The organism is Pseudoalteromonas sp. NZS100, from assembly GCF_015864815.1.
Lineage (GTDB): Bacteria > Pseudomonadota > Gammaproteobacteria > Enterobacterales > Alteromonadaceae > Pseudoalteromonas > Pseudoalteromonas distincta.
The window spans coordinates 1-20,160 of record NZ_JADYWM010000020.1; the positions used below are offsets into that span (position 1 = coordinate 1).

Annotated in this window: 12 protein-coding genes; all 12 read left to right on the forward strand. The window is 38.2% G+C overall.

Annotated elements, in window-relative coordinates:
- Window positions 1-158 precede the first annotated feature (158 nt).
- The 12 genes from bcsR (at window position 159) to I6E69_RS17005 (ending at window position 20,143) form a co-directional block, all read left to right on the forward strand.
- A complete protein-coding gene (bcsR, locus tag I6E69_RS16950) occupies window positions 159-347 on the forward strand; it encodes a BcsR/BcsP family cellulose biosynthesis protein (protein ID WP_007581346.1) in 189 nt (62 codons plus the stop codon).
- Window positions 348-367: 20 nt separating this feature from the next.
- Entirely contained in the window at window positions 368-1,084 is a 717-nt protein-coding gene (bcsQ, locus tag I6E69_RS16955) for a cellulose biosynthesis protein BcsQ (RefSeq protein WP_197121711.1), read from the forward strand.
- Window position 1,085: 1 nt separating this feature from the next.
- Window positions 1,086-3,755 (forward strand): UDP-forming cellulose synthase catalytic subunit, encoded by a 2,670-nt coding sequence (gene bcsA, locus I6E69_RS16960; protein WP_197121712.1) that lies wholly within the window; start codon window positions 1,086-1,088, stop codon window positions 3,753-3,755.
- Window positions 3,748-5,994: a cellulose biosynthesis cyclic di-GMP-binding regulatory protein BcsB gene (bcsB, locus tag I6E69_RS16965; protein ID WP_197121713.1), complete on the forward strand. Its 2,247-nt coding sequence runs from the start codon at window positions 3,748-3,750 to the stop codon at window positions 5,992-5,994. The genes bcsA and bcsB overlap by 8 nt, the downstream gene beginning before the upstream one ends.
- Window positions 5,994-7,124 (forward strand): cellulose synthase complex periplasmic endoglucanase BcsZ, encoded by a 1,131-nt coding sequence (bcsZ, locus tag I6E69_RS16970; RefSeq protein ID WP_010555125.1) that lies wholly within the window; start codon window positions 5,994-5,996, stop codon window positions 7,122-7,124. Before bcsB ends, bcsZ begins: the two co-directional genes overlap by 1 nt.
- Complete coding sequence (locus I6E69_RS16975; RefSeq protein ID WP_197121714.1) at window positions 7,115-10,933, forward strand: cellulose synthase subunit BcsC-related outer membrane protein; 3,819 nt, start codon at window positions 7,115-7,117, stop codon at window positions 10,931-10,933. Before bcsZ ends, I6E69_RS16975 begins: the two co-directional genes overlap by 10 nt.
- A gap of 246 nt (window positions 10,934-11,179) precedes the next feature.
- The gene (locus I6E69_RS16980) at window positions 11,180-12,673 is read left to right on the forward strand and encodes a peptide MFS transporter (protein WP_170072070.1); all 1,494 of its coding nucleotides are present in this window, start codon (window positions 11,180-11,182) and stop codon (window positions 12,671-12,673) included.
- A gap of 147 nt (window positions 12,674-12,820) precedes the next feature.
- Window positions 12,821-15,550, forward strand: coding sequence for a metallophosphoesterase (locus I6E69_RS16985; RefSeq protein WP_197121715.1), 2,730 nt, complete (start codon window positions 12,821-12,823; stop codon window positions 15,548-15,550).
- Between the two features lie 318 nt (window positions 15,551-15,868).
- Window positions 15,869-16,915, forward strand: a complete 1,047-nt coding sequence (gene hppD, locus I6E69_RS16990) for a 4-hydroxyphenylpyruvate dioxygenase (RefSeq protein WP_024589439.1) — start codon at window positions 15,869-15,871, stop codon at window positions 16,913-16,915.
- A gap of 135 nt (window positions 16,916-17,050) precedes the next feature.
- Window positions 17,051-18,364, forward strand: a complete 1,314-nt coding sequence (gene fahA / locus I6E69_RS16995; protein WP_197121716.1) for a fumarylacetoacetase — start codon at window positions 17,051-17,053, stop codon at window positions 18,362-18,364.
- Between the two features lie 143 nt (window positions 18,365-18,507).
- On the forward strand, window positions 18,508-19,671 hold the full coding sequence (locus I6E69_RS17000; protein WP_076925443.1) for a M23 family metallopeptidase: 1,164 nt from the start codon (window positions 18,508-18,510) through the stop codon (window positions 19,669-19,671).
- The gene (locus I6E69_RS17005; protein ID WP_076925442.1) at window positions 19,661-20,143 is read left to right on the forward strand and encodes a polymer-forming cytoskeletal protein; all 483 of its coding nucleotides are present in this window, start codon (window positions 19,661-19,663) and stop codon (window positions 20,141-20,143) included. Before I6E69_RS17000 ends, I6E69_RS17005 begins: the two co-directional genes overlap by 11 nt.
- The last annotated feature ends 17 nt before the right edge of the window (window positions 20,144-20,160 follow it).

Consider the following 20,160-nt stretch of genomic DNA (forward strand, 5'->3'; position numbering starts at 1 on the left):
AAAGTTTTCTGGCGAATTCAATTATACCTTATCTTCATGCTGTTTGTTTTTCATACCACAAAGATCAACACGCCCTAGTTTTAACCGTTATTCTATATATAATAGCCAAATATTGTCCACTTTTAATCAAAATAATTAAAGTAACTGTAAAGGTAAAGATGAACAACTTAACATCTAAAAACTCACAAACGTTAACATCGAGTGATATAGAAAACCTTACACTGCGTTTTGGTGGAAAGAGTGATGACTACATAGAAATAGTAAACAAGCAGCAAAATAATAATACAATTAATAAATATGCATTGCTTAAAGAGATAAACAACGAACTAAACACATACACTAGTTAAACTAAGGATAGGTAACCCCGTTGCAAAGAGTTTTCATTAAAGGTATCAAAGGCGGTTTAGGCAGTACTTCTGTAGTTGCCAATCTTGCATGCGTGCTAAAAAAGTCTGACGTTGACGTTGTTGCTATCGATTTAGATGCAAAAAGTGACTTAGGTTTACATTTTGGTTTACCGTGGAAATACACCAAAGGCTGGAGTAATGAAGTGCGCTTTGAAGATGCACTTACGCATTTTCACCAAGATAACGATGGCATTATATTTTTACCATTTGGCGATAACGACGACACTAGCACCGATAACATCACTAAAATGGTCAATAAATGCAAAAACCTAAATTATAACAACGAAGCCTGGATACTTTTTGACTGCCCTTCACATATTAACCTTTCTCACTACCCATTAGAGAAAGACGATATTGTAATTGAACTTGTTAATTGCGACGCTATTTGTCACAGCTTAATTTACAGACGCCTGCAAAAACTTAAATTTTCAGATACCAATTGGAAACATTACTTTTTAGTTAACCGCTATAACTCTGCATCAACGCTAGAATTTGACTTATTTTCCCTATGGCAATCGACACTTCCGCTTATGGCTCCCTTTTTTATTAATAGTGACGAAGTTATTAAAGAGTCAACCGCATACAGAAATGTAGCACTTAACTGCGCGCCATATAGTGTCGCAAACGATGACTTTGAAACACTAGCTGGTTGGCTAGTTAGTAAAGCGGCCTTATAAAATGAGCATTACACTCTTTTATCAGCGCCCTATTCACAGCACTTTATACTTGCTGCTGAGCATTTTATTTACTGATAAGTTAGTTCGGTACATTTTATTCAAGTTTCATAGCTACTTTAATCAACATAAAGTAAATGTAATTGAAGCTTTCTTAATGCCTTTTATTACGCTTTTAAGCTCGCTATTTATAAACATTAAACAGCATAAAATCAGCTTTGAGTTTACCCTTTATGACTACTACCCTCATTTAAGGTTGCCTTACCGAACCTATATTTACTCAAATATATTACGCTTTATTATTCAAAGTGTTTTTTTAGTGTTTTTTAAAAACCAGCTTAAATCTAGCTCAGTAAAAGAAGATGCAGTTAATTATTTCTATGATGGCGTTAGCTACCTTTTAAGGCAATTACGTTGGTTTGATTTAAAGTTAGGTAAATTATTAAAACGCCTACTATCAAAAAACAAAAAAGGCCCTAAAAAAAGTGCATTTAAAACCATGGCTGATGCACGTGTATGGCAAAATAAATTAGTTAAGTATGTAATTCTCGCGTTTATTTTATTTTTATTAGCAATATTCATTACAATTCCTTTTAGCTTGGAAGCTCAAGCCGTATTTATAAGCTTTATTTTATTAGTTGCGTATGCACTTAAACGAGTAAAAGGCCAAATGGCAACCATTGTCATGATCACCTTGTCAGTAACTACCTCTTCTCGTTACTTATGGTGGCGTTACACTGAGACTTTAAACTGGGATGATCCGCTTGCACTTGCACTAGGTGGCGGTTTACTACTTGCTGAAACATATGCATGGCTTGTACTGATTTTAGGTTTTTTTCAAACAGTTAATCCGCTTGAGCGAAAACCAGTGCCTTTACCTAAAGACACTGACCTATGGCCAACTGTTGATGTATATATTCCAACTTATAACGAGCCGTTAAGCGTTGTAAGACCCACTACTCTCGCTGCTTTAAGTATCGATTGGCCTGCAGACAAGCTAAATGTTTATATATTAGATGATGGTAAGCGCTCAGAGTTTAAGGATTTTGCAGCCGAGATTGGAGTGGGTTATTTAGCGCGTTCGGATAACAATCATGCTAAAGCCGGTAATATGAATAGCGCTATGCGTTATACCGATGGCGAATATATCGCAATTTTTGATTGTGACCACGTTCCTGCTCGCTCGTTCTTACAAATGACAATGGGACAGTTTTTAAAAGACAGTAAAGTGTGTTTAGTCCAAACACCGCATCACTTTTTTTCTGCCGATCCATTTGAGCGAAATCTTAATAACCACAGTCAAATCCCTAACGAAAACATGTTGTTTTATGGACTAATTCAAGACGGTAACGACATGTGGGATGCAACCTTCTTTTGTGGTTCTTGCGCCGTATTAAAACGAGAAGCGCTTGATAATATTGGTGGTTTTGCATTTGAAACAGTAACTGAGGATGCTCACACGGCCCTTCGTATGCAGCGCGCAGGTTATAAAACTGCATATATAAACATCCCACAAGCCGCAGGCCTTGCAACCGACAGCTTGTCAGCGCATATAGGCCAACGTATTCGCTGGGCGCGTGGTATGGCGCAAATATTTAGGCTTGATAATCCATTGATGGGTAAAGGTTTAAGCATTCCTCAACGATTATGCTATATAAACGCAATGTTGCATTTCCTTTCGGGTATTCCTCGTATTGTATTTTTAACAGCTCCTTTAGCGCTAATATATTTTAATGCCTACATAATTTATGCCCCATTTATAGCTATTTTTATCTATGTAGTGCCAACACTAATTCAAATAAAAGCGACTAACTCACGCATTCAAGGCAAGTATCGTTATTCCTTCTGGGGTGAAGTCTATGAGTCAGTACTTGCTTGGTACATATTAAAACCCACTACCGTTGCTTTATTTAATCCTAATAAAGGTAAATTTAACGTAACCGAAAAAGGTGGTTTAAATGATGAAGAACATTACGATTGGGGCATTTCTAAACCGTATTTAATTCTCTTACTTATTAACTTACTTGGAATAATAGTGGGTGTATTACGTCTGTTTTTAGGTGACTCAAGTCAGATTGGTGTACTTATAATAAGTATGGGTTGGGCTTTTTATAATATTATTATTTTAGGTGCTGCTGTTGCAGTTGCTGCTGAAGCACGCCAAGTGAGGCACTCGCATCGTATTAAGGCAAACTTTCCTGCCGGCGTTCGGTTAGCAAATGGTCATACTTTAAAAGTAAAAATAACAGATTATTCAGATAACGGTGTAGGCATAGAGACTGAACACGCACATTTATGCCGCGTTAACGATAAAATTGAATTATTAATGAGTCGCGGTAACAAGCAATTTTCGTTTACAACGTATGTATGTAATACCCGTAAAAAACAAATTGGCCTTACACTTAAAGATTTATCCCTCGAAAAGCAAAGAGCTTTTATACAATGTACTTTCTCCAGAGCAGATGCTTGGCTAGATTGGCAAAATAACTTTAGACATGACCGTCCATCGTATAGCTTCAAAGAAGTGCAAAAAACCAGTTTACGGGGCTTTAGTAATTTATTGTTTCATGCCCCAAGAGCGTTACAACCTATAATTAAGTTTATGACTAATACTGTCATTTACATAAATTCATTTACTCCAAAAAAACCGATAGTGCATAATAATTATGATTAAAAAGTTACTTAATACATTTCTAACATTGTTACTTATTAGTAGCGCATATCAAGTGCTCGCTATCGAGCCTATGCACGACAAAACTATGTTTGTAAATGGCTACCCTGAGAGCGCTCAGGTTTCTAGTTTACGTCTTAGCTTTGAAAAGTTAGGGTTCAACGACTATAAACTCGACGGCGTGAATAATAATTCTCGAGTCGATTTCACAAATAGAATTGATAAATTAAGCACTAATCTAAAGCTTAACTTTTCGTACACCAACTCACCTTCATTGCTGGCTAATGTATCGCATTTAAAAGTTTATTTTAACGATAACTTAGTTACTGTTTTACCTATTAATGAGCAATTAAGTATTGTAAAAAATACGGTAAGTCATAGCCTAGACCTAAATGCTAAATACATTCAAGACTACAACCAAATTCGCTTTGAACTAGTTGGCTACTACGACTTACGATGCCAAGATTACTTTAGCCGCTCAATTTGGACTGAAATAAACAAATCAAGCCACATCACGCTTGATCAAAAACAGTTAGCAATTGATAGCCGCCTTGAATATTTACCAGAACCATTTTTTGATGCTAAAGATTACAACAAATTAAACTTACCTTTTGTATTTGCAAGCACACCTAATACACAAGCAATAGAAGCTGCAGCCACTTTATCTAGTTGGTTTGGCGCACAAGCTGACTGGCGTGGCGCTAACTTTCCAGTAGTTTTAAATAAAGCACCAGAGCAGCACAGTGTGGTGTTTATTACTAATGACTCAAAACCTGATTTTTTAAAAGATTATCCAGATGTTGAAAAGCCAACCGTCGAGCTAATTTCAAGCCCTATTCACAGATACAATAAAATGCTGTTAATTTTGGGGCGTGACGAAAAAGACTTAAAAACAGCGGTCACTGGTCTTGTATTTGGTCATAAAATTATGACTGGCCGAAGTGCAAGCATCGAGGCTATTAACAAACTCCCACTGCGTAAAGCTTATGATGCGCCGAGATGGCTAAGAAACGATCGTCCCGTGCACTTTGACGAACTTATTGACTACCCAACTCAGCTACAAGCTGAAGGTCTTAACAACGGGCCTATAAAACTAAACGTTCGTTTTGCTCCTGATTTATTTACTTGGCGTGAAAAAGGGATTCCAATAACCCTGCAATACCGTAATACACCAGATAGCGAAACCTTAAATTCACGTTTGAACATGTTAATAAATCAAGAGTTCATAACTGGTTATTTACTTGATAAAAAAGATACATCTTTAACGACCGCTAAAACATTGTTGCCTTTAATAGCTAATACAGACACAACACAAAGCGCAGAAGATTTTTCATTAGAGGGTATTAACCTTGCCAACCGCAATGAACTAAATTTTGACTTTAGGTTTGCAATATCTATAAAAGGCGACTGTCCAGTTGCCCCTCCTGGTGGCGAGTACGGTGTAATTGATGGAAACTCTAACATTGATGTAAGTGGATTTGACCATTACATGGCTTTGCCTGATTTAAATGTATTTGCAAATAGCGGATTCCCATTTACAAAATATGCAGATTTACAACAAACTTTAGTATTAATAGATGAAGTGCCATCACCTAAAGCGCTTTCTGTACTGCTTAACTTAACCGGTCACTTTGGTGCAATTACTGGTTATCCAGCCCACAGAATAAGCGTTGCTCATTTAAATGAAGATGCCAACTTAGATGATAAAGACATCTTAGTAATCGCAAAACCTAATAGCATTGCTAATAACTTAGATGAAGATGCGCAAACCAATATCCTGCTTGATAATAATCAGCGCGCTATAAAACAAGCCATATACAATGGTGCTTACGATGAGCAGACAACAGATAAAGTCCAAGTAAGTATAAAAAGTAGTGGTGATATGGCCGTTATTACTGGCTTTCAATCACCGTTTGATTCAGAGCGTTCAATTGTATCGCTTAGTGCAACATCACAAAAAGCCTTTACTCTACTTGATGATGCGTTAATGAGTTCACAAGCGCTTGCGCAAATTAAAGGCAGTGCTGCGGTCATAAATTCTCAAGGCATTAAAACAATTAAAACTGATGAGCAATATTTTGTTGGTCACATTCCTGTGCATACCCTAATTTGGTTCCATTTATCGGATCACCCATTTGTACTGGCACTATTGTCTATTTTAACACTACTGTTGATCTCATTTATAATATGGCGATTACTGCAAGCATTAACATACAAGCGATTAGCTGAAGGAGATAAGTAATGAAGTCACTCATTAATGTATTTTTTACCGTGATTGCATTATTTACCTTTAATGCCAATGCACAAATAGAGCAATGCCAACCATGGGATGCATGGCAAACGTTTAAAAGTAACTTTATAAGCCAAGATGGTCGCGTTATTGATTTGGGGAGTGAGCAAAAAGTCACAACCTCTGAAGGCCAATCTTATGCCTTATTTTTTGCTGTTGTAGCAAATGACAAAGCAATGTTTGACTTAGTGCTTGATTGGACGCAAGAACATTTATCAGAAGGTGATTTAAGCACTCGTTTACCGGCATGGCAATGGGGTGTTAACAATCAAAATGTTGGCGGAATTTTAGATTCAAATCCAGCGTCTGATTCTGACTTATGGATAGCATACAGTTTATCGCAAGCTGCTATTCTTTGGGATGACCGCCGCTACAGCATATTAGCAGCCGTACTTGCACAGCGGATAATGCGTGAAGAAACCGCCTATATTTCGGGCTTAGGTTTATCATTACTACCCGCCCCTACTGGTTTTGAATTTGATAATGAGCGTTTTAAGTTAAACCCAAGCTACTCACCGTTATTTATTTATCAGCAGTTTAAAAAGCTTTATCCACACTCGCCTTGGCATCAACTGCACGAAGGCTCAGCAAAGTTGATTTTAGATACAGCAAAGCAAGGTGTTAGCCCTGACTGGGTAATGTTTGATGCAAATAACGGCTTTTATTACGATAAAAAAACGAGCGACTTGGGCAGTTACAACGCTATTAGAGTGTATTTATGGGCAAGTATGATGGCAGACAACGCACCTTATAAAAAAGAGCTATTAGCGCAATTTAACCCTTTTATAGAAACAATTAATAAACGTGGTTACGTGCCTTTAAATACTTTTGCTAAATCAGGAAAATCTGAAAAAAGAGGCCCTCTAGGCTTTAACTCAGCTCTATTACCTTTACTAGCGACTAATAACGATAATTCTACAGTAATGGCGATTCAGCAAAAACTAATGATTGATAAATCATTTACCCAGACTCGTTATTACGACAGCGTACTTAACTTGTTTGGTACAAGTGCTTTAAATAAGCGTTTTTCAATTACAGCAGATGGGACGCTACAACCGGTATGGAGCACTGAATGCCGTTAAGGTTTGCCCTCGCTTGCACATTAGCGCTTAGCTCTGGATTAAGCGCTAACACAGTCAATGATATTGATACGCAATCTGTTGATTGGTTACTAAGCCAAATAGGTATTGGTGAAGCACAGCAAAATAAAAAACTAGTTGAAGATAGCTTACGAAAACTAGTAGCTATTGCCCCTGCCCGAATAGAAACACAGTGCGCAGTAGCGCGTTATGATTTTGCCAATGGCGAATCAGTGAAAGCCAACCAATTATTAAGCAAAATAGATAACGGACTCACTAAGCAAGCTCCTTGTGTTGAAAAGCTTAAAATACTCTCTCGTATTGAGGGTGAAGATAAATCTTTAATTCATGAAGCTAGGCTACTTTCTCGAGCTGGGCGTTATGAACAAGCCCGTGAAATATACAATAAAATATTTAAAAACACCTACCCTACACTTAATTACGAACTTGAACATTTAGGCTGGTATGGGCAAGACAGCGACCAGTGGGAAAGTGTTAAAAAAGGCTATGAAAAGTTATTAAAAAGCTATTCTAATATCGCCCAAGTAGAAATACCTTATGCTCGCCATTTACTGAGAAAAAACCCAGCAAATAATAAAGCTATAGATATTTTAAGTAATTACGGAACTAGCCCTTCTTTTATTAATGAAGTAGAGTTTATTTGGCTTGCAGCTCTTAAGAGTATGAATCTTACTCAAAAAACAGTTGAACAATACCAACTTTACTTCTCTGTGTACCCATTTAGCAGTAAAGGTAAGTTGCAATACGAAGATTTCCAACGAGATTTTAAAGTAAGACAAGCATTACTTGCCGACCCCGCTTATCAGCTTTGGCTCAAAGGTGATCGTTTACTTAATAATAAAAAATTAAATGAAGCTGAGCCCCTGCTATTAAATGCTTTAAAAGGGCGGCCAACCGATAAAGAAATCATGCGCAGCTTAGGGTATTTGTATTTAGCGAAAAGCGACTACAAAAAATCTTATTACTATTTTTTTACCGCTCAAAAATATACACCTAACTTCGATGAGCGGGAAGGGCTTAAAGAACTGGCTACAGTTGCGAAGTTTTGGCTATACATGTCTGAAATGGAAGATGCTATAGAGCAATCTGACTTTAAAACAGCACAATTAAAACTAAATCTAGCTGAGCAATTAAATCATGACCAAGAAGCTTTTCTTTATAACAAAGGCCTATTATTAGTAGCTCAAGGAAATTACACACAAGCTGCTACCGCCTATCAAGCTGCCCTAAAAACCAACCCTTTATATGAAAATGCCTTACTTGGCTTATTAAATATCGCGCAACTAGATCAAAACCAAAAATCAATTCGCAACTTTTATAATTCATTAAATGCAAAGCAACGAGATTTAATCTACCCCTCATATGCACTAGCTACCAGTAATACTCTAAGAGATAAAGCAAGTCAGTACACTAATAGTGGAGAGCTAGAAAAAGCAGAGGAATTACTTAAGCAAGCTATTGAGCTTTCACCAGAGCAACCTTGGTTATATTACGATTTAGCTTTTATATACCAACAAAAAGGCCTCACACCTCAAGCACGTGATTTATTTAATAATGTATTATGGCAATTTCCGCTAAACCCCCAAATTAGATATAGCCATGCTTTATTTTTGCGCTCTATAAATGATTATGAAGGTGCTTTAGATACACTTAAATATATTCCTTTTAAAAATCGAGATACCGATATTATTGCTTTAGAGCAGCAATTGTTGCTTAACGAGTCTCTTACACAAAGCCAGCAATATCTTGATTTAAAAAACAAATCTGTCGCTATCTACCACTTAAGTAACTTAGAAGCGAGAGAGCTAACACCTGAAATGCAAGCAGAGCTTTCTAATAGTTGGTACAAAATTGATGAAAAACGACATGCTCTTAAATTACTTTCAAGTGCCCTTTCATCTGACTCATCTTTGTCGCCTTATTGGCACCTTTTAAAAGGTCAGTGGATACTAGAGCAAGGTAACCAAGTTGAAATAAAACGCTGGTTTGAGGGTTACGTGTTACCAGAGAGCGCTTCTGAAAACGAAACTGCTCAATATGTGCAGTTACAAAATAACTACCTAAACCAGTTTTACACTGGCAGTGATTTAATTGCTAAGCTTAATCAGCTTGATCAAAAATATAAAGATAATCCAGCAACAACAACTGCCCTTATTAATGCAAACTTAGCGCTAGAACAATATGAAGCAGCCGTTATCTTATATCAGCGAAAAGTACAAAGTAGTCAAACAATTGAGCCCCAAGCACTTCTAGCTATTGCTAATGCATACATAGAACTTGGAGACGACTTTCAAGCTAAAGAAGTTACGCAAAAAGCGATAGCGCAGACTACGTTGCAAGAGGGTTATTTGCAACGCCAAATCATGTCATCTCTTAATGAGTTTAATTACTCAGGGGATGCACTTTATTTAGCTAAGCAACTTATTGAAAAGTCACCAAATGATCAAGAGTTACGCTATTTAGGTGCTCAAGTAGCCAGTAAGTTTAATGAAACCGAACAAGCACAATCTTGGTACACACAAACCCTTTCATCTGATCGAACTTTAAACGAAAAAGAGCTTTACGGAGCGCTTTTAAAAATAGATGAAAACGATGAATGGTATGTAAACGGTGCTAAACGTGAGCTAATAAACGAGCAAAACAAAAACCAAGCATACATTGCCATTGGTGTTAACTTTAGTGGGCAAACAAGCACCGAAAGTGAAGCAACACTTGGTGCGGGCTTAGTACCGATTGAAGCTTATTTTCCGCTTTGGCAAGGCCAAGGATTTATTAAAGTAGACCCGACTACTATTAGCGCACAAACAACGCGCTTTGATGAGCAGTTCGCAGGTAGCCGCTACGGACAAGGTGCACTGTGTATTTTTACCTGTGCAATTGATGAAGTAACACCAGAGGAAAGTGGTGTAGATGTAGGTATTGGTTGGCAAAACGAAAATTGGCGTGTAGATGTCGGCACTACCCCACTTGGCTTTTTAATTGAAGACATTGTGTGGGGTGTAAATTACGCAGACAGTTTTGGCGACTTTGGATACAGCCTAGAACTTGAAAAGCGCCCAGTTACAAATTCGGTACTTTCTTATGCGGGCTTAAAAGATGTAAATACAGGTGAAGTTTGGGGTGGTGTACGCTCTACAGGTCTAACTGCTAATGTATCGCATGACTTAGGCGGCAAATGGGGTTTTTGGTCCAGCGCCGACTTTACCCTTTATAAAGGTCAAAATGTAAAAGACAACCAACGCTATCGTATGATGGGCGGTACTTATTACCGTGTAATTAGCAATCAAGAGCGTGAATTTACCGCAGGCGCGAGCTTATTACATTGGGCATACAAGTATAATTTAAGTGAAGAAACATGGGGTCATGGTGGTTATTACAGTCCACAAAACTATGTAGGTTTATCTGTGCCACTCACTTATGACGCGCGTTGGGGCGATGATTTTGTCTATCGATTAAAAACAGGTGTTTCGTACTCACAAACAAAAACTCAATCTATTGATTTCTTCCCTAACGATAGCGATTTGCAAATAGCTGCATATGATAGAGAGTCAATAACAGGTGTTGATCCTGTATTTGAAGGTGAAACAAGTTCTGGTGTTTCATATAATCTTGAAGGTAGTTTTGAGTATAGAATAACGCCGAATTGGTTTTTTGGTGGTTACTTAGCCATCGATCGTTCTGACTTTTACGAACCAAACTTTGGTCAACTTTATATACGTTACTATTTTAACCCTGTATACGGTACATTAGAGTTTCCAGGCACGCCGATTATTCCTTACGCTGACTTTTAACGCGGTGGACGGTGATACATCGCGAATGCTTCCCCTAGCACAGAGGTATATGTATACTTGAGCGCAATTGTAACTAGGATAAGGGTGTGTCTCTTACTTTGTGGTGTTATAGCCATACAGCAAATCATTATCTTAGCTACAAATACTATACTGATGGTCGAGCATTTTAGTGTGTAAAAACTCTAAAATAGCTAAAGCAAAAAATTATAAGGCCATCATAACAATACTTAAAGTTAGGAAGTAAATATGAGTTCAACTCCAGATAGTGGCTGGTGGGGCCACCCTAAAGGACTTTCGACATTGTTCTTCACTGAAATGTGGGAACGAATGAGTTATTACGGTATGCGAGCTATGCTCGTATTATTCATGACAGCAAGCTTACAAGAAGAAGGCCTTGCCTTTACTGTTGCATCAGCTGCTGCAATCTATGGCTTGTACACAGGCGCAGTATACTTTTTAGGCTTACCGGGTGGCTGGCTAGCTGATAGATTATTTGGTGGTCAAAAAGCAGTTTGGTATGGCGGCATAATTATTATGATTGGCCATATTATTTTGGCTATTCCACATGATTATTCTTTCTTTATTGGCTTAATATTTGTAGCAACAGGTACTGGTTTACTAAAACCAAATATTAGTGCAATGGTAGGCCAATTATATAGCGATGCTGATGAGCGTCGTGATGGCGGTTACGCTATTTATTACATGGGTATTAACATGGGTTCTTTAATAGGTTACTACGTATGTGGTTACTTTATGGAGAACGTAGGCTGGCACTGGGCATTTGGTGCGGCAGCTGTCGGTATGGCCATTGGTTTAGTTCAGTACAAACTCACACTTAATAACTTACCAGAGCACAGCGCTTTACCTGCCAACCCATTGGGTCCTAAGGGTACTTCACGTGCATGGATTGGTATTGCTGCATTTGTAATTGCAGCTGCTGCAGTTACTACAGCTGCAATGACCGGCGCTATTGTTATTAACCCAACAGTGGTTGCAGGTTACACGGCGATTGTATTTACTATTATCTTTTTTGTTTATTTTGGTGTTATTTACTTTACAGGTAATTTAACAGATGCAGAAAAACAAAGAATGTGGGCACTATTTTTAGTCTGTATTGCATCTGCATGTTTTTGGTCTGGCTTTGAACAAGCAGGTTCATCATTAAACTTATTTGCTCGCGACTATACTGACCGTCTTATTGGTACTTTTGAAATCCCTACAACGTGGTTTCAATCATTAAACTCACTGTTTATTATTGCGTTATCGCCATTTTTTGCAGCGCTTTGGATTAACTTATCTAAAAGCTTAGTATCACCTAGCTATAGCGTTAAGTGTGCAATTGGCTTAATTATTATGGCTTCAGGCTTTTTAGTTATGTTTATGGCGGCTCATTACGCAGCTGAAGGCTTAAAAGTAGCGCCTTACTGGCTTGTTACTACGTACTTTTTACATACTGTGGGTGAGCTTTGTTTAAGCCCTGTAGCATTAAGTGCTGTAAGTAAGTTATCGCCTAAACGTTACACAGGTCAAATGATGGGTGTGTTTGTATTAACTTACTCAATCGGTAATATTATTGCAGGTTTACTTGCTGGTAATTTCGATCCGAACAATGTTGATGAAATTCCTAATTTATATTTACAAATTGCATTATTTAGCATTGGTGTTGGTGTTGTTTTAGTACTAATGACCTTTAAAGCTAAAGTCTGGGAAAAACAAGGGTTAGAAGAGAAAGCCTCTTAATTATTGCTTATTTTAAATGTAGCAATATAACCTAAGATAATTCCTCCATAGCTTCTATGGGGGAATTTTTTATTCAACTTTGCCCTGCCCCCGTTAACTGATATTATATCCTGATTGGTTATTGAATAGACTCAGGGACATCCGTAGATGCAATCGTTAACGATATCACGTGTTATTATATTTATATTTCTTAGCTTTATTTTAACTGCCTGCGGTGGCGGCGATGAAGTAACAGTCAATCCAAACGATCCTGTTGAACCTGAACCTAGCAAATTAACACTATCAAGCGCTAATGGTTTAGACGCTACATTAGACGATGGCAATTTTATATTTAATGCACCTTCCAGTGCTATTTCTAGCGATGTAGATCTTACCTACGAGAAAACATTATTAGATGAGACAAATATACAGCAAAATATAATTTCTGATTTACATGCAGTTACCCCCTCCACGCTTACCCTTTCAAAACCTATTACCATTACAATAAAAATCCCCGATGACTATGCATTAGGCGGACAACTGTTTATCGCAAAGCAATCGGGCGCTAACTGGGATACCGTTGCAAATTCAATAGTTTTAGATGGATTTGTTAGCGCTCAAGTAACAACACTGGGCACATATGCAATACAAATGCAGCGCAATGAAGCTTTCGCAAATATCGGCCCAACTTGCGATGTTAACGCAACAGAGCAGTCAGTAAGATTTGTCCACGTTGCAGACTTACATGCACGCTTTGGCTATGAAGAGCAATATTTCAGCCGTATCAAGGCCTACTACAACCAAGTAGCAAGCCAAACTCCTCATACCTTATTTACAAACGGTGGCGACGACTATGAAAAAGGCACCGTTGCTGAGCAATTATCACAAGGTACCGCGACAGAAGAAGCTATTAAAGCAATGCAGTTTGACCTACGAGTCGTTGGAAATCATGATTATGCTTGGGGCCCAGAAAAATTACTAAGTTATTCCCAAGACGAGAATGCAATTGTACTTGCTAGTAATACTCGTTATGAAGGAGAGCAACTACAAGATTTTGCAGGTGTAGGATTTGCAAAAGTACAAGTAGGATGTATTACACTTGGTGTGTTTGGCATGACCTCAGTGCCATGGAATGAGCTAGATGAACCAATTCAAGATGATCCGATCCCTGATTTTATTAAACAATTTAAAATGAGCTGGCAATGGCAACAAATCGGACAAAGCATCGTAAACCAATACAGTGATGATGTAGATTACATGATTATGTTGAGCCATTTAGGTGTAGGCCAAGACACTGATATGGCAACAAACGTACCCGGTATCGACTTAGTACTTGGCGGCCATACACACGGTGGGGAAAGCTACACAACCCTTGATAACGGCGCTATTGTTTTACAACCGGACTTTTACGCTAAAGGTATTACTGACTTAACGCTTAATTTTAATTTAGCTGATAAATCATCTCCAGTTGTTGATTACAAAACGATTGAAACCGATACAATCGTTGAACGTGATGAGACAACAAAACTAGCAATAGATGAGATAATGGGGCGTTATGCTCCCGATGCAGAAACTGAAATCGCTATTTCTGAAAACTACCCAACTGATGTGCAGCTAGTCGAAATCACAGCCTTAGCCGCAAAACATTCAAGCACAATTAGCGCAGCATTACTTAATCCTGAACTAGTACAAAAGCGCTGGACACCCGGCACTCTTACTCAAGAAGACTTCCATAAAGCTTTTTACGTAGAAAGGCAGCCATCAAATACGCCAGGGTTTAACTCTATTTATAAAGTAACAGTATCAGGAAGCGACTTAACGGCGATGTTTGCAAGTCAACCAGATTGGTTTTTACTTAAACCTGAAGATATACAATCTACTAATAATTACGAAGTTGCACTATTTAAAGGGGCAGCTTTAAATCCTGATTTATTTTTTAATAGTGTTACATTCTCAAACGTAGAACCAATAGCCGAAGCGTGGTGGCTACTTGATAAATATGCACGTGCTAGAACAAGTCAGTGCCTACACCTTGACACTGACACCGAACTCTATTCATGTAACAACTTAGCAAATGTAACCGTATGGAATTTTGACGATACTAACAATCCGTTAGCTGCTGATTTTGGACCTTCAATACTTAGCTACTTTGATCCAGATGAAACAAATTGGGGCACTGCAGAGACACAATATAGCACCACTACTCAATTAAATATTGATGATTTAAATGATGGTCCTTCAGGTGTTATGGCGTTTTCTCGCCACGCTCCAACAGAAGGCTTGCTTATTGATTTAAACACACCAGCAAATGGTGACTTTGCAAACGAAGGAATGGTGTCTGACTACACCTTAGTGATGGATTTATACTGGCCCGCAGAAGGTAAAGATATTTACCGTGCAATTATGCAAGCCAATACAACTGATTATCTTAATGATGATGCCGATATGTTTATTGACCCAAGCGGCGGCTATGGACAAGCAACTAGCGATAGCGGCTATTTTGGCAATACACAACCCGACTCTTGGCATCGCGTTGCTTTTGTATTTTATACAGCACCCACCAATGGGGTGTTCGAAGTTTACATAGATGGAGAACTTGCTGGCGTAAAAGAGGATGGCGAAATCGATAGTCGCTGGGCACTCAACCAATCTGTATTGCTTTTTACAGATAACAATTACGAAACAGTACCAGGGTACTTAAACTCGCTGCTTTATGCAGGACGTGCGATGACCAGAGATGAAATTAAAAGTATGGGCGGCGCACAACAAAAGCTCTCTTTTGAGCAATCGACACGAGTGCTAAATCAAACCATTGAGCGCCATTACCAAGCAGCTCCAGCAATTAAAACTAACTTGTGGATAGAGCAGCGAAACAAGTTCTTTGGTAATGGCTCTTAAAGTGTAAACAATTAAATACAAACAGGCTTTGGCTTGTTCATTACAAAAGGGGGGTTGACGCAGGTTAAACCTCCTTTTTAGTATTTAAATACAGCAACTTAAAAACAAGTGCTTCCACTTTAATTTGTACCATATAACTTCATTTTATTTAACTGTATTACAAACGCGTAACTTTATAATAACCGTCCTATTAAATTTACACATACCACATTTACTAAATAGTGCTCCCCTCTTCCCCAAATCAAAAATCTGGTTGATTATCTACTGCAATATGACAACAACACATAATCGCAGTGCTTAATTGCGGGAGTAATAATAATGAGTGAAGTAAATAACTATTTAGGTTTAGTCGGTATTGAATTTACCGAGTACGCAACACCTGATGCTGATTATATGGATAAAGTATTTACTGATTTTGGCTTCTCTAAGCTTAAAAAATTCAAAGGTAAAGACATTGTTTATTACAACCAAAACGATATTCATTTTTTACTGAATAACGAGCGTGAAGGTTTTTCGGCAGAATTTGCTAAAAGCCATGGTCCTGCTATTTGTTCAATGGGTTGGCGTGTTGAGAATGCGCAAAAAGCATTTGAAACTGCAGTAGAGCGTGGTGCGAAACCAGCCACTGATTCAACGCATAAAAATATGCCTTACCCTGCAATTTATGGCATTGGCGACAGCCTAATTTACTTTATTGAAAACTTTGGCGACAAAGGCACTATATACGAAAGTGATTTTGAAGATTTAGAAACGCAAAATGTTGTAGAAGATAAAGGCTTTATCCGAATCGATCATTTAACTAATAACGTCTATAAAGGCACCATGGAAAAATGGGCTAACTTTTATAAAGACGTGTTTGGTTTTACAGAAGTACGCTACTTTGACATTAAAGGTCAAAAAACGGCGCTTATTTCGTATGCACTTAAGTCCCCTTGTGGCACCTTCTCTATTCCAATAAACGAAGGTAAAGGTAACGATAACAACCAAATTGATGAATACCTTGGTGAGTACAACGGCCCTGGCGTTCAACATTTAGCGTTTTTAACAGATGATTTAGTAAGCTCTCTTGATAAGCTTGATAAATCAACAATCGCTACTTTGGATATTATTCCAGAGTACTACGACACTATTTTTGACCGTGTACCTTGGGTTGCAGAAGATAAAGAAAAAATTCGTCAACATCAGATACTCGTAGATAGCCAAAGTGAAAATTGTTACTTATTACAAATTTTCTCTAAAAACTTATTTGGTCCAATCTTTATAGAAATGATCCAACGCGTTGATGATGGTGGCTTTGGTGAAGGTAACTTCCAGGCATTATTTGAATCAATCGAACGCGACCAAGAGCGTCGCGGCGTTTTATAAAATATTTGAGTACATTAAAAGCAGCGAACTTCGCTGCTTTTGTCGTTTTAATATTTAAAAAGTATTGCGCTAAGTACAAGTATGATTAAATAAACTATACCTTGTCGCCATACAGTAAAATCCAAAGGAAATGTAATGAGCCTAATTAACGAAACCCATGATATTAATTTAACCAGCTGGGTAGAGTCAGCTAATGTTGATAATTGTGACTTCCCAATTCAAAACTTACCGTTTGCAGAATTTCGTCGCAAAGGGTCTGATGAGGCCTTTCGTGGTGGTGTTGCAATTGGCGACCAAGTAATTGATTTAGCAAAACTGAGCAAATTAAACGTTTTAAAAGGTAATGCTAAAACTGCCGCTGATGCAGCAAGTGAAGCAACCCTAAATACATTTATGGGTTTAGGGGAGCAGTATTGGTCAGCACTTCGTTTAGCGCTTTCAAAAGCACTACGAGCAGGCTCTGAGCACCAACAAGCACTTAACGATACGCTTATTTCACAATCTAATATAGAGTTTTCACTACCTTGTCGCATCGGTGATTACACCGACTTTTACACTTCTATTTATCATGCTACAGCCGTAGGTAGTTTATTTCGCCCTGATAACCCATTACTACCTAACTATAAATGGGTACCTATTGGTTATCATGGTCGCTCTTCATCTATTGACGTATCGGGTCAAACATTTCATCGCCCTAAAGGTCAAACCAAAGCGCCAGATGCAGAAGTGCCGTCATTTGGTCCATGTAAGCGCCTTGATTACGAACTAGAAATAGGTATTTATTTAGGTAAGGGTAATGCACTTGGCGATGCAATTGCGATTGAAAATGCAGAAAACCATGTATTTGGCTTTTGTGTATTTAACGATTGGTCAGCTCGCGACTTACAAGCGTGGGAATATCAACCGCTTGGTCCTTTTTTAGCTAAAAACTTTGCCTCAACTGTATCGCCTTGGATTGTTACAACCGAAGCGCTAGCACCTTATAGAACAAGCTGGACACGTGATGAAAACGACCCACAGCCTATGGACTATTTAGAGTCAAAAGCGAATCGCGACCAAGGTGCTTTTGATATTCAAATGGATGTTAAAATCCAAACGGAAAAAATGCGTAGCGAAGGCCATAACCCAACGCGCGTATCAACATCTAGCTTTAAGCACTCTTACTGGACTGTGGCACAAATGGTTACTCACCACACAGTAAATGGCTGTAACTTTATGCCAGGTGACATGTTAGGTTCGGGCACTCAGTCTGGTCCAACGCACGAAGAAGCGGGTTCTTTACTTGAGCTTTCTCGTGGCGGTAAGGAGAAAATTACGCTAAGCAATGGCGAACAACGTAGCTTTTTAGAAGATGGCGATAACGTTATTATGCGCGGCTGGTGTGAAAAAGAAGGCTATGCACGTATAGGTTTTGGCTCGGTAGAGAGCACCGTACTGCCTACAAAATAATACATTTTCATAAATTAAACATAAAAGGGCCGCTTGCTAAAAGCAGCCCTTTTTTATTAATTTTTGAACAGTTACAATTTTTTTCTAGCTTTTTTAACTCAAATTGCTATCTTAATTCGGTTAATAGCCAGTGTTTATATGCCATGTCAGTATTTATAAAGTCTTTTTATCATAAATTTTTCCCAGCTCGACAGCTACTTATTCGTCAAAATGGCGAAGTTAAGCACGTTGTTTTAGCTCCTTGGTTTCAACTTCTTGTAGCATTGCTTATTTTAGTCACTTTCACTTGGCTGAGTATTTCGAGCTTTCGTGTTTACACACAAACAAATAAAATTTCCGACATAGAACAAAGTCAAATAAACGAGCAAACACTTTGGCAACAAAAAGTAAATGAGCAGCAAGCTCTTCAAGCTACGCAATTAGAACAACTTGCAGTACTTGAGCAAAAGCAGGCGCTACTGCAAAGCATGATAGAGTCCCTTCCCGCTTCAATCAGTAAAGACGTTATTAAGCTTGATACAGATCTTGACGTACCAATCAATGAAAACAGCAATGAGTTTCACGAACCATTAGTCGATGAAAACCTAAAAGATAAACAGGCTCAGTTAGTAGCTCCGATTACATTCGCAGCAAGAATTGCTAACTTGGATAAGCATTATGAACAAAGCTTTAATTTTTTAGATAACCAAATTAGCGAACGTCACCAAGCTATTTTAGCTATGGTGAAAGGTGCAGGGATTGAGTCTGCGCTTGAGCAACATTTAATCTTAAGCGACCAAACAACCGCACAAGGTGGCCCACTTGATACATTTAACGAAACAAAAATCCCAAGCCACTTTTTAGCTATCGTTGATAAGTTATTAGCATTAAATAATTTAGAAAACTTTTTAACTGAGCTACCAAATACCCTGCCTTTAGCTAAAGCTAAATATTATATTTCAAGCAACTTCGGCCTCAGAAAAGATCCAATGAATAGCAATCATGCCTTTCATAAAGGAATAGATTTAGCCGGTTGGCATAAAACCGAAATATTTGCGCCAGCAGACGCTGTAGTGCTTCGTGCCGGTCGCAATGGTGGTTATGGTAACTTTATTGAGCTTGAGCATAAAAATGGCTTAGTGACACGATTTGGACACTTAAATAAAATTAAGGTGAAAAAAGGTCAGCAGATCACTAAACACGACATAATTGGTTTAATGGGCAGCACAGGTAGAAGCACAGGCACTCATTTACACTACGAAGTATTGCTTAACGGTAAACAAGTCAATCCTCTAAAAATAACAAAGGCGCTTTCTCGTGTTTGGTAGAAAAAAACAAAAAACAGTTAGCTCTAATTTAAAAAGAGTAAATCACACACCGTCTATTATTTCACAAGACGTCTGCCTTACAGGCACTTTAATTAGCCAGGGTGAAGTACAACTTGATGGCCGCATTGATGGCGACATAAAAGTGGAGCATTTAGTTATTGGTTCAACGGGTGTTGTTGAAGGTATTGTTGAAGCTAAAAGCGTCATTGTTAAAGGCAAAGTTATTGGCTCAATTAATGCCAGTGAAGTGAAAGTACAAAGCGGTGCGCATGTTCATGGCGATGTGTTTCACGATACATTGAGTATTGATGCAGGCGCAGTAATTGAAGGCAGTTTAAAGCAACGTTTTGAAAAAGAAGAGCCTGAACTAATTTCGAAAGAACTTAAACCCGCAAAAGAAGTTAAAGCATTGTTGAAGGAAGACGGCAGCGACTTATCGTTTGTAAATAAACAAGCCGCTGATAAAAGCTAAGTCAAATCTGCTTAACG

Coding starts and splice junctions, on each gene's coding strand:
- I6E69_RS16980 (WP_170072070.1), top strand. CDS start 11,180: ATGAGTTCAACTCCAGATAGTGGCTGGTGGGGCCACCCTAAAGGACTT.
- I6E69_RS17000 (WP_076925443.1), top strand. CDS start 18,508: ATGTCAGTATTTATAAAGTCTTTTTATCATAAATTTTTCCCAGCTCGA.
- bcsR (WP_007581346.1), top strand. CDS start 159: ATGAACAACTTAACATCTAAAAACTCACAAACGTTAACATCGAGTGAT.
- hppD (WP_024589439.1), top strand. CDS start 15,869: ATGAGTGAAGTAAATAACTATTTAGGTTTAGTCGGTATTGAATTTACC.
- bcsA (WP_197121712.1), top strand. CDS start 1,086: ATGAGCATTACACTCTTTTATCAGCGCCCTATTCACAGCACTTTATAC.
- bcsZ (WP_010555125.1), top strand. CDS start 5,994: ATGAAGTCACTCATTAATGTATTTTTTACCGTGATTGCATTATTTACC.
- I6E69_RS16985 (WP_197121715.1), top strand. CDS start 12,821: ATGCAATCGTTAACGATATCACGTGTTATTATATTTATATTTCTTAGC.
- bcsB (WP_197121713.1), top strand. CDS start 3,748: ATGATTAAAAAGTTACTTAATACATTTCTAACATTGTTACTTATTAGT.
- I6E69_RS16975 (WP_197121714.1), top strand. CDS start 7,115: ATGCCGTTAAGGTTTGCCCTCGCTTGCACATTAGCGCTTAGCTCTGGA.
- fahA (WP_197121716.1), top strand. CDS start 17,051: ATGAGCCTAATTAACGAAACCCATGATATTAATTTAACCAGCTGGGTA.